This window comes from Vibrio sp. V42_P2S4T144, from assembly GCF_009904715.1.
GTDB classification, from domain to species: Bacteria; Pseudomonadota; Gammaproteobacteria; order Enterobacterales; family Vibrionaceae; genus Vibrio; species Vibrio alginolyticus.
This window is the reverse complement of sequence record NZ_WXWS01000108.1, coordinates 1-11,604: the sequence shown is the minus strand read 5'-3', so window position 1 is coordinate 11,604 and position 11,604 is coordinate 1. Positions and strand designations below refer to the sequence as shown.

Below are 11,604 nucleotides of genomic sequence, written 5' to 3'. Positions count from 1 at the left end.
AGCCGATACAATTTAAAGTAACGACATACTCTAACAGAAATAATGCAGCAATCTGAAATTCTCTCGCTCGCAGAACGACTCATTCCCGTTTACGGTACGAATGACTTTGACTTTGTCCTTGGCCAACTGACCGAGGAAGAGCCGCCTTCGGCCAAAATTTTGGTTAAAATGGAACTTAACCGCTTAATGGCTCCATGCAAAAAAAGCATTGATTTGCGAGGTCGCGTTCAAGGCGAATGTCGCGAGTATATTTTGGATGGTATTCCACATTGGTTGGATGATGTTGCTTTCAACGCTTACCATAAAAACATCAAAAAGTTTGGCTGCTACACGGAAGGAATGTGGGAAGCATTGGTCAACACGCGAAATAACTTTCGCGTAATGAGCAAGCGCCTTACTCAGCAAAAAACGCAATCGTTAACGGATCCTAAAAGCCCGTTCTTAGCAGAACCCGTTCACCTAGGCTACGATTTAAAGCGCCAAGAAAAACGCTTGAAAGTCCAATCTCAAGTTGAAATTTGCCGTTCTAAAGGGCAGCTTCTTCATGGATTAAGCATTGATTTATCTAGCTCTGGCGCAAAGTTCAAAGTCCCTAGCGCATTTAAATATAACCTTGGGGAAATTATTCAGGTCACGTTTACTGAATTTGCCAGCAAATCTAACGTTGCAGGTATAGAGAAACCGCTTGCATACCGCATACTCGCGGTTGATGACTGTTACGAAAATGACTCAGTTCGATACCTCAGAACCATACGCTTAACTGACACCAATGTCGTCACCAGAGTGATAGATGAAGCGCTCAACAGTGCTGCTAAAAGGGCTCGTCACGACAATCAAGACAAGATTATTCGAGCTCGAACTCGCGGTTATGAGCACATCGCACTAAAGCACACCAGCAGCTTGCCTCTATTCTTTGATGGTAGTGACCTAAAATTAGCAATGTTAACGCCAAACAATCAAAAGCTTTGGCAATACTGGCACGATGAGAGAAACCAGCAAATGTTTGGTTCCTTATTCAACGAGCAACGCATCGCGTCACTCATTAAGCCTGGTGTGAAAGGAACAACCAATGTCCTTTATTCATTTACTCACGAGCACGAGAATCGAACCTATTTCTATTCGATGTTTCGCCCTGAAGCAACTCGCGAACAGCGCCAGCTATTTTGGCATTTAGGTGGCAAACGAGAGAGTTGGCGCGCCTTTAGAATTTCAATCTTTGAACTATCTGAGCAAGAACAGGAAGACCTAGCAGCTTTCTCTCCAGAGTTAGCAGAAACGTCTCAATCACTGACTCATATTGGTATTTTGCAAGAAATTGCTGACGAAAAATCAGGGCAGGATTACCTGCTAACTGAAAAGCCGCGCTTACCCGCTAATACGTTAAACGCGTTTCGTCACCCGAGAAGAGTTATCGGCAATCCAAAGGGCATTTATTTTGATGCAAAGTCTCGTCGAAAAGAGCCTCGTTATCGTTTTAAAACACCTTTAGAGTTGTACTCAGGACAAACTAAAACAGGCGGCTGTACTGTTGACCTTTCCAAACGAGGACTCGGAATTAGGCTAAGTGAGCCTACGATGTTACGTTCTGGGCAAGAGGTAAGAATCAACTTTCGAGAATTACAACTCTACGATAAAAAATTGCCGTTAATGTCGGTGCCATACCGAGTAATTCGTGTAAGCCCAGACGGTTGTAGCGTGCAGCTAGTTATTGATGAAAGCAGCCAAACCATGAAGGTAATCGCTTTTTTCAACAGCATTATCGAGCACAATCAAGACAAGCTAATCCCGCAAAAAGAGACGCTACCAAGTAATGCTCTACTTGAAAGGCTGCACTGCATGTTGCTCTCGCGTACGCTGAGCACGCCCATTTTTATCAGTAAGAGTACGTCATCTTCAATCAAAACCCCCGTTATCGGGGTGAACTTGCCGCTACCTAAACACATTGAGCTTTTTGCCCGTCTTGGGCATGACCAACTGTTGTCACTTGAACCTATCTTTAAAGGCCGGACAAGCACATTAATCGCAGAGCCAATAAAACGTGTAGAAGGTGCTCAAGCCAGACATCAGGATATCTACATAAGCGCCGCAAAAGTAGGCAATAAAATTACAGGCATTGAGTCAAAGCTTCATCAAGAGTTCAACAGCGTAAAAGAGCGGATTCAATTTATAAAGAAAGCGCGAATGATGGGTGACTTTTACGTGATTCGCCTTTCTACTGCGCCAATTTTCGATCCGATGACATCATTACTGCAACAAGATTTAAGTGACTTAACCCAATTTGGCGTACATCAAGCGAGCAAGTTAGAAAAAGAGTTAACAGCGCTCGTTGGTTACAGTGAATTTGAAGACATTACTGAAGAGGTTGTAATTAGATTGGAGTTAACCGAGTAAATTCAAAGTCATACCAAATTGAAAAAAAACACCGCCTTTCTGGCGGTGTTTTTGAATGGATGGTTAAGGTTTAGCTTTCCAGCTGACCTTTTGCTGCTTCACCAATGCGCCAGATAAAATACAGAGCACACCGCCCAACCCTGCAAAGCGAATCGCTGATTGCGCTTGAGCTTCCACTTTTGGTTTTGCGTGATACGCAATCCCTAATCCTGCCACCGACATCATCACAAGATCATTAGCGCCATCACCGACAGCAACCGTGTTGTGCTGCTCAATTTCATATTCATCCGCCAGTTCCACTAGAATGTCAGACTTCATCTGCGCCGTTACCACATCGCCAAGTACTTTACCCGTGAGTTTGCCGTCAATAATTTCTAATTGATTGGAGCGAGCAAAGTCTAAGTCGACTTTATCTTTGATGTAATCAGAGAAGTAAGTAAAACCACCGGAGGCAATCGCTGTTTTCCAGCCCAAGGCTTTCAACGTCGCAATTAGCGCTTCAAAGTCCGGCATGAATGGTAACTGGGCACGAACTTGTTCAAGAATTGATTCATCGGCACCTTTGAGCTTACCAACTCGCTGACGTAAACTTTGCTCAAAATCCAGCTCACCTTGCATGGCACGTTCAGTGACTTCAGCGACCTCATCCCCTACTCCTGCCAGTTTCGCGATTTCATCAATACACTCTATCTGGATCGCCGTTGAATCCATATCAAATACAATCAACCCTTGGGTTGATAGATCGGGCACTTCATTAAGCGAGGCGTAATCTAGGTTGAGACTTTGTAAGATCGTTTCATGTTGAGGAGTCAACTCTCCGGCCATCAGGGCTACTTCATATTGGCCAACTTTCCACGTTTCTAGTATTGGGTTGTAAAAGCCGGTGAAGAAATCAATGTCTTCGAAGTGACTTGGCGAAAGGTACTCAGCAAATACGATCCAGTTTGCTTTTGCTTTATCTAATTGGGAGGCAAATCGAGTCTCGGGTAATCGTTTTAAAAGTGTCGTATGTTTTCTGATAGGCAAGCTTTTTGACGCGTCCATGTATATAATCCCTTATGACTTTGCTAAAACGTTACCTCAACAAACTAAAAAGGCAAGTCTTTGTTTTATTTTAAATGGATGAGTAAAGAGCATGAGTGAATCTTTGTTCTCAGTAAGGAATGCCCTAAGAATTCTGGCACTAATCCTACTGTGTGTGATGTTGTTTATCACAATAAAAAACAGTGTTGTGATCAGTAAGGGTAATGAGAAAATTCAAGCACAACAGCTTGAAACGCTCACCAAAGTTTTGATTTCACAGGCGTCTCTTTCTGCCAGTGAGATGATTTTAACTAAAGATCAAGAACGATTACTTCAGCTAACAAACCAGCTAGCACAAGACCGTTTAGTGTTTGATGCAACAATCTACGATGCACAGGGTGTACGTTTAGCGTCTAGTGAAGAGGCATTATCGGTACGCGAAGTTCTTGGCCTGGATACGCCTTTGGCAACAGCTTCCATTGGTCGCCAGCAGTTGGTTGAACCAGTTTTTGCAGATGGTGCGCTTATCGGTTTTGTTCGCGTGACCTTTGAGACGGGCCGGGTGACGGCTATTTCTGACCACCACTATCGCAAGAGCGATCGTTATATGTACATGATGGTCTTAATGAGCTTTGTCTGTGGTATGTTGTTCATCTTGATTTTACGTCGACAACCGATACGTCGTAAAAAAGCGCCAAACCTGCTGCTAACCAAGTAACTAGGTAGCGCTAACAACTCATATAAAAACAGCCCGCAATGTGTGGGCTGTTTTTTTAGCTCTTGAGAGCGAAAAATAGAATGACTCTTCGTCGCTTACTCTTCGTCACCAAGCAATACTGAATCTAGTGCGATTAGCATCATGTCGTTGAATGTCGTTTGACGCTCGTCAGATGTAGTCTGTTCGCCAGTCTTGATATGATCAGAAACCGTACAGATTGTCAGAGCTTTTGCACCGTATTCTGCCGCAACACCGTAAATACCAGCCGCTTCCATTTCAACACCAACAATGCCGTACTTGTCCATTACATCGAACATTTCTGGATCTGGCGTGTAGAAAAGCTCTGCTGAGAATAGGTTACCAACTTTAACGTCAATACCGCGAGCTTTTGCAGCGTCTTCTGCCGCACGAACCATGTTGTAGTCTGCGATTGCCGCGAAGTCATGACCTTTAAAGCGGATACGGTTCACTTTAGAGTCAGTACATGCACCCATGCCGATCACAACATCACGCACTTTGATGTCTTCATTCACTGCGCCACAGCTGCCAACACGGATGATTTTCTTCACGCCGAAGTCTTTGATTAGTTCAGTCGCGTAAATCGAGCATGATGGGATACCCATACCGTGGCCCATTACCGATATCTTACGGCCTTTGTATGTACCTGTGTAACCAAACATATTACGAACGTCACACACTTGAACGACATCTTCAAGGAAAGTCTCTGCGATGTATTTTGCACGTAGTGGATCACCAGGCATCAGTACGACGTCTGCAAATGCACCCATTTCAGCATTGATATGTGGAGTTGCCATTTTCTTTTCCTTAACCTTTCTCTAGCGCTCCGCGCTTAAGGCGATATAAGCCAGAGTATTCTCATTTCCGACAAGCAGCATTTACATACTGCAAACATAAAACTAGGAGCTATCAAGCTCCTAGTTTTCAAAAACCTAACTAATTATAGGAAGTTCTTACCGTAATCCATTGGAGAAGTACCGAAGTAACTTGCCAATGTTTGACCGATATCTGCGAATGTTTCGCGGCGGCCAAGAGAACCAGCTGGTACTTTTTGACCATAAACCAATACTGGGATGTGCTCACGAGTATGGTCAGTACCTGGCCATGTTGGGTCACAGCCGTGGTCTGCCGTTAGGATAAGCACATCGTCTTCTTCCATAATCTCTAGCACTTCGTTGATACGATCATCGAAGTACTCAAGTGCCGCTGCGTAACCCGCTACGTCACGACGGTGACCGTAAGCTGAGTCGAAGTCTACAAAGTTAGTGAATACGATCGTGTTGTCGCCCGCTTCTTTGATTTGCTCTAGCGTTGCTTCGAACAATGCAGGGATACCTGTCGCTTTCACTTTCTTAGTGATGCCGCAGTTTGCGTAGATATCAGCAATCTTACCAATAGAAACCACGTTGCCTTGCTTCTCATCAACGAGCTTCTGAAGAACCGTTGCTGATGGTGGCTCTACAGAAAGATCACGACGATTACCTGTACGCTCAAATTGACCTTTACCAGCACCAACGAATGGGCGCGCGATAACACGACCAATGTTGTAATCTTCTAGCTCTTCACGTGCGATTTGGCAAAGCTCTAGTAGACGGTCTAGACCGAAAGTCTCTTCGTGACATGCGATTTGGAATACAGAGTCAGCAGACGTGTAGAAGATTGGTTTGCCAGTCTTCATGTGCTCTTCACCAAGATCGTCAAGAACTTGAGTACCAGACGCGTGACAGTTACCTAGGAAACCGTCAAGCCCCGCACGCTCAAGAATGCGGTCAGTCAATTCTTTCGGGAAGCTGTTTGCTTTGTCAGTGAAGTAACCCCAGTCAAACAGAACAGGAACACCTGCGATTTCCCAGTGACCAGACGGCGTGTCTTTACCTGAAGAAAGCTCTGCTGCATGACCGTATGCACCAATGATTTCAGCGTCTGCGTCTAGTCCAGGTGCGAAGCGACCTGTCGATTCTTTATGCGCCATTGCCAAACCAAGTTTCGATAGATTTGGAAGGCGAAGTGCACCTTGGCGATTGTCGTTATCTGCTAAGCCTTTGTCACATTGGTCAGCGATGTGACCTAGTGTGTCTGAACCTACATCACCAAATTCTTTAGCATCGGCAGTTGCACCGATACCGAATGAGTCTAGTACTAAAATAAATGCTCTTTTCATTGCTCGTTCCTTAGGCCCACTCGGCTTTTTATTATGGTTGAGTAGGCCTTGTGTAATTACTTGTTCTATTAGATATCTTCTGCACGAATTTGGCGGTAAACCTCTGGAGTTGGTGTGTATTCACCACCTACTTTGATTGCACTGCGCAGTGCTTTTGCCGCTTCTTCCCATTGCTCTTCAGTGCGAGCGTGGATGACCGCAAGAGGTTTATCACTGTCTGCGACCTCACCTAGGCGGATGAACTCGTCGAAACCAACTGCGTAGTCGATTTCATCAGTAGCAACACGACGACCACCACCCATAGCAACCACAGCCATGCCGATAGCACGTGTATCCATTGCAGAGACAATGCCCGTTTCTGTTGCGTAAACTGGCTTAATGATTGCTGCTTTTTCTAAGTAGTTGTCGTAGTTTTCTACGAAGTCCGCAGGGCCGCCTAAACCGGCAACCATCTTGCCGAAGCACTCAGCCGCTTTGCCGTTATCCAGCACTTCCATCAGTTTTGCGCGTGCGTCTTCTGTGTTCTCAGCAAGCTTGCCAAGTACTAACATTTCAGCACATGAAGCCATGGTCACTTCAAGTAGACGAGGATTACGGTATTCACCCGTTAAGAAACGAACCGCTTCACGAACTTCCACTGCGTTACCCGCTGAAGACGCCAATACTTGGTTCATGTCCGTAAGAATTGCCGTAGTTTTAGTGCCAGCACCGTTTGCTACCGCAACGATTGATTTTGCTAGCTCTTCAGACGCTTCGTAAGTTGGCATAAATGCACCTGAACCCACTTTTACGTCCATCACTAGCGATTCCAGACCCGCCGCCAGTTTCTTAGAAAGGATCGACGCCGTAATCAGGGAGATATTGTCTACCGTTGCGGTAATATCACGAGTCGCGTAAACACGCTTATCCGCAGGAGCAAGGTCACCAGTTTGACCGATGATCGCCACACCAGCGTCTTTGGTTACTTGACCAAAAACATCGTTGCTCGGCGTAATGTTGTAACCAGGGATAGATTCAAGTTTATCCAGCGTACCGCCTGTATGACCAAGACCGCGGCCAGAGATCATAGGTACGAAACCGCCACACGCTGCCACCATTGGGCCAAGCATTAAAGAAGTTACGTCACCCACACCACCGGTTGAGTGTTTGTCGACAATTGGACCACCGAAGTTCATGTGGCTCCAGTCGATAACCATGCCCGAATCACGCATTGCACACGTTAAGGCGATGCGCTCATCCATGGTCATTTCATTAAAGAAAATCGTCATAGCAAACGCCGCAATCTGACCTTCAGATACCGTGTTGTTCGCTACGCCTTGAATAAAGAAGTTGATTTCGTCTGCGGTAAGTACTTCACCGTCACGTTTTTTACGAATGATTTCTTGTGGTAAATACATTAGTGCCTCCCAAGCTCTTTTGAGCCATGGTTGTAGTAGGATAGAAGAGGTTTGGTAGCACCCGTTTAGGTGCTACCGTTCAGACGTATTATTGGAATTAGTACGCTGTTGGATCAGCGACGTCGTCCGATACTTCTAATGTATTTAGTAGGTTGGTTAGCAGGCTAGACGCACCAAAACGGTAGTGACGAGCATCAACCCAGTTGTCACCTAGGATTTCGTCAGCCATTGCTAGGTATGCTGCTGCGTCTTCAGCAGTGCGCACACCACCTGCTGGTTTGAAACCAACAGTTTCTGCAACACCCATGTCGCGAATAACTTCAAGCATCATGCGAGCGTATTCTGGTGTTGCGTTTACTGGCACTTTACCAGTTGAAGTTTTAATGAAGTCAGCACCTGCTTCAATACAGATTTGAGATGCTTTCTTGATTAGTGCTTCTTCTTTTAGTTCACCTGTTTCGATGATCACTTTAAGAAGAATGTCACCACAAGCTTCTTTACATTGCTTAACTAGTTCGAAGCCTACTTTCTCATCACCCGCCATTAGCGCGCGGTAAGGAAAAACTACGTCAACTTCGTCTGCACCGTAAGCAACCGCCGCTTTTGTTTCAGCAACTGCGATTTCAATGTCGTCGTTACCATGTGGGAAGTTCGTTACTGTTGCAATACGAACCTCTGGCGTACCTTGCTCACGAAGTGTCTTCTTAGCAATAGGAATAAAGCGAGGGTAAATACAAATTGCAGCTGTGTTGCCTATTGCTGTTTTCGCGTCATGACATAGTGAGATCACTTTTGCATCAGTGTCATCGTCATTCAACGTAGTTAGGTCCATAAGTTTAAGTGCACGTAGCGCTGCTGCTTTTAAATCGCTCATTTCTATCTCCGATCAATATTCAAAAAATTCACTACTCAGCCTTACATCACGTCTTTAACTATAATCAACAAGTCGAGACAATGTGAGTAAATGGCTAAACAGTCTATTAATGAACGGACTTGGTTCCCTGAAGACTCGGCATATACAGCGAAAATTTATCATATGCCAATTGCTATCCTTGTCACCGCACAGTACCAGTTTGGCCTATGGCACAACAATCTATGATTGCGGTGTCTTTAATATCACATCACAAAGCAAAACGCCTATTAGATCTGATATTGCAGGGCAATTCATTTGCCCATCGATTATGTAATATTCATTACGTGATTAAGAATCAAGCTTAACCACTATCCTGTGATTAATACATTATAGAGTTTCACCGCAAAACTGTAGCACCAAATAGAGCGCAAACGGTTTGTATCTCAAAATTTCCTAGCCCCTATTCCATTGACTGCGTAATACCTCGACTAAGGCAAACACCCGATGAAATTTTGGAGCCCGAAAAACGAAAAATGCCCCGCAGCAATCTCTTGCTACAGGGCATGATGTAAAACGGCGTCTATATATTAAGAACCGATTCTAATTATAGTGCTGCAAGGCTTAAGCAGAAGCCTGCAATTGTCGCTGCCATAAGGTTAGACAACGTACCTGCAAGAACTGCTTTAACACCCATGCGAGCGATGTCACTACGACGGTTTGGTGCAAGGCTACCTAGACCACCAAGTAGAATCGCGATAGAAGAAAGGTTCGCGAAACCACATAGTGCGAATGAGATGATAGCTGTTGTCTTCTCAGACATTACTTCACCAGTTGCCGCGATTACTTGAGCGTTTTCACCTAGATATGGTGTGAAGTTCAAGTAAGCAACGAATTCGTTCACTACGATTTTCTGACCGATGAATGAACCAGCTGTTACAGCTTCTGCCCATGGAACACCGATTAGGAATGCTAGTGGAGAGAACGCGTAACCTAGGATTAGCTCTAGTGTTAGTTCTGGCATGCCGAACCAACCACCGATGCCACCTAGCATACCGTTGATTAGCGCGATTAGACCAACGAATGCGATTAGCATTGCACCTACGTTAAGCGCAAGTTGTAGACCAGAAGCCGCACCGCCCGCAGCTGCGTCGATTACGTTAACTGGTTTGTCGTCACCGCCGTCCATCGCTTCTTCGATACTTTCGTGAGGCTGGTCAGTCTCAGGGTGAAGGATTTTAGCGAACAGTAGACCACCTGGTGCTGCCATGAATGATGCCGCAACTAGGTACTCTAGTGGAACACCCATAGATGCGTAACCAGCTAGTACACCACCAGCAACAGAAGCTAGACCACCACACATTACCGCGAATAGCTCTGATTGAGTCATTTTTGGAACGAATGGACGAACAACTAGAGGTGCCTCAGTTTGACCTACGAAAATGTTAGCTGCTGCTGACATTGATTCCGCACGCGAAGTGCCTAGCGCTTTTTGTAGTGCGCCACCAAGAATCTTGATAACCCATTGCATAACGCCAATGTAGTAAAGAACTGAAATCAGTGCAGAGAAGAAGATCAGTGTAGGAAGAACACGGAATGCGAAGATGAAACCGCCGCCGCCGAATACTTCGAACATCTTGTCAGAAACAAGACCACCGAACAGGAATGATGAACCATCGTTACCGTAGTTGATAACGTTAGAAACACCTGAAGAGAAACCGTTTAGTAGATCACGGCCCCAAGGTACATACAGAACAAATGCACCTAATGCGAATTGGATAGCGAATGCGCCACCCACAGTTCTAAAGTTGATAGCTTTTCGGTTGTTAGAAAATGCCACTGCAATCGCAAGAAGCACTACCATACCGATTAGGCTCATAAACAGGCTCATAGTTTATGACTTCCTTATAAGTTATTTATTGGCGTGTTACAAAATGGAGCTATAAAGCGGGGGCAATTATACTCATGCAGAATCAATTAAAGTAATGCCAGCCTCACACTTTCCTATAAGATTCATGATTGATTCAATCAGCTTTGTGAGTTAATTCACAATAAGCAGGAAAACGTTTTCGATTTCAAACCACATCTTTAGATTTTATTCACATATCGAGAAAGCAAAATTGCTATTTTTCCACAGTTGAGAGGCAATCGATTGCTTTCGGCCGTTATGCAACTCTACGAGCTCATTAAAGACGTGAATGAGTTTGGCTGGGTGATTTGACTCCCCTTGATATCCAAGTATAGGCATATCTGGTGCGTCTGTTTCGATTACTAGGTTTTCGAGTGGTAATTTTTGAATTGCGTCGCGTGTTTTCTTGGCTCTTGGGTAGGTAATCGTTCCTCCTACACCGATAAAAAAACCTAATTTGACCCACTCCATGGCTTGCTGATAACTCCCAGAAAAAGCGTGTAGCACACCACCTCTAGGGAGATTCGCCGCTTTCACCATTTGAATGAGGCGATTGTGCGCTTTTCGGCTATGTAAAATAACTGGGAGTTCGAAGCGTCTAGCCAGCTCAAATTGAACTTCAAGTATCTTTTCTTGCAACTGTGGATCAACATCAATGGCAAAATCTAAACCACACTCTCCTATTGCCACGCACTGCTGCCCTTTTTGATTTAGATAGCCTTCTAGCTCTGTAAGGTGCTGCTCAACGTTATCTTCAAGAAAATACGGATGAAAGCCGAGCGCATAATACAAATTGGCATGTTGCTCTGCCAAAGTTTGAATACGAGCCCAGTTTTGCGGACCGACGGAAGGAATCAAAATTCTTGCGACGCCTTGCGTTTGAGCAAGCTCAAGTTGATGTGCAAAGTCATCTTGAAACACATCAAAATCAAAGTGGCAGTGCGTATCAAAGAGCTTCATCTTGACGCTTTTTATCTGTATCTGCGGGCAGAAAATCAGAGGATGGTTGGGCTTCACTCTTCTCTTCAGTTTGATGGGCTGGGTCTTTTCGATATGGGACACAACTGCGTTTCTGATCGGGAGTTAACCCCATCTCTTTACACCAGTTGTCGTAACGCTTTAGCCCACGTTTAAACC

The 11,604-nt window shown here is 44.9% G+C and carries 11 protein-coding genes; 3 read left to right on the top strand and 8 right to left on the bottom strand.

Annotated elements, in window-relative coordinates:
• Window positions 1-42 precede the first annotated feature (42 nt).
• The gene (locus CAG68_RS03675; protein WP_005380143.1) at window positions 43-2,391 is read left to right on the top strand and encodes a PilZ domain-containing protein; all 2,349 of its coding nucleotides are present in this window, start codon (window positions 43-45) and stop codon (window positions 2,389-2,391) included.
• Window positions 2,392-2,454: 63 nt separating this feature from the next.
• On the opposite strand, the gene serB is transcribed toward CAG68_RS03675, so the two are convergent.
• A complete protein-coding gene (gene serB / locus CAG68_RS03670; protein WP_005391681.1) occupies window positions 2,455-3,435 on the bottom strand; it encodes a phosphoserine phosphatase in 981 nt (326 codons plus the stop codon).
• 91 nt (window positions 3,436-3,526) lie between these two features.
• Here serB and CAG68_RS03665 point away from each other — a divergent pair, with 91 nt between their 5' ends.
• On the top strand, window positions 3,527-4,132 hold the full coding sequence (locus tag CAG68_RS03665) for a YtjB family periplasmic protein (RefSeq protein WP_005391677.1): 606 nt from the start codon (window positions 3,527-3,529) through the stop codon (window positions 4,130-4,132).
• 95 nt (window positions 4,133-4,227) lie between these two features.
• Here CAG68_RS03665 and deoD read toward each other — a convergent pair whose 3' ends face one another.
• The 4 genes from deoD to deoC form a co-directional block, all read right to left on the bottom strand.
• Entirely contained in the window at window positions 4,228-4,947 is a 720-nt protein-coding gene (gene deoD / locus CAG68_RS03660; RefSeq protein WP_005380140.1) for a purine-nucleoside phosphorylase, read from the bottom strand.
• A 143-nt stretch (window positions 4,948-5,090) separates the two neighbouring features.
• A complete protein-coding gene (locus CAG68_RS03655; protein WP_054700480.1) occupies window positions 5,091-6,311 on the bottom strand; it encodes a phosphopentomutase in 1,221 nt (406 codons plus the stop codon).
• Between the two features lie 68 nt (window positions 6,312-6,379).
• Window positions 6,380-7,708 carry a thymidine phosphorylase gene (deoA, locus tag CAG68_RS03650; protein ID WP_025768209.1) on the bottom strand — a complete coding sequence of 443 codons (1,329 nt, stop codon included), beginning with the start codon at window positions 7,706-7,708 and terminating at the stop codon, window positions 6,380-6,382.
• A gap of 97 nt (window positions 7,709-7,805) precedes the next feature.
• A complete protein-coding gene (gene deoC / locus CAG68_RS03645; protein ID WP_161440798.1) occupies window positions 7,806-8,582 on the bottom strand; it encodes a deoxyribose-phosphate aldolase in 777 nt (258 codons plus the stop codon).
• Window positions 8,583-8,672: 90 nt separating this feature from the next.
• Between deoC and CAG68_RS22475 the strand changes: the two genes are divergently transcribed.
• Window positions 8,673-8,807: a hypothetical protein gene (locus tag CAG68_RS22475; protein WP_005391675.1), complete on the top strand. Its 135-nt coding sequence runs from the start codon at window positions 8,673-8,675 to the stop codon at window positions 8,805-8,807.
• Window positions 8,808-9,165: 358 nt separating this feature from the next.
• Here the strand turns inward: CAG68_RS22475 and CAG68_RS03640 are convergent, their stop codons facing one another.
• From CAG68_RS03640 to CAG68_RS03630, 3 genes are all read right to left on the bottom strand, one after another.
• Window positions 9,166-10,449 carry a NupC/NupG family nucleoside CNT transporter gene (locus CAG68_RS03640; RefSeq protein ID WP_005380131.1) on the bottom strand — a complete coding sequence of 428 codons (1,284 nt, stop codon included), beginning with the start codon at window positions 10,447-10,449 and terminating at the stop codon, window positions 9,166-9,168.
• A 204-nt stretch (window positions 10,450-10,653) separates the two neighbouring features.
• Complete coding sequence (locus tag CAG68_RS03635) at window positions 10,654-11,427, bottom strand: TatD family hydrolase (RefSeq protein WP_005380129.1); 774 nt, start codon at window positions 11,425-11,427, stop codon at window positions 10,654-10,656.
• Window positions 11,414-11,604, bottom strand: a 191-nt coding sequence (locus CAG68_RS03630; protein WP_161440797.1) for a DUF5363 family protein, incomplete at its 5' end; no start/stop codon positions are given. The genes CAG68_RS03635 and CAG68_RS03630, both read right to left, overlap by 14 nt.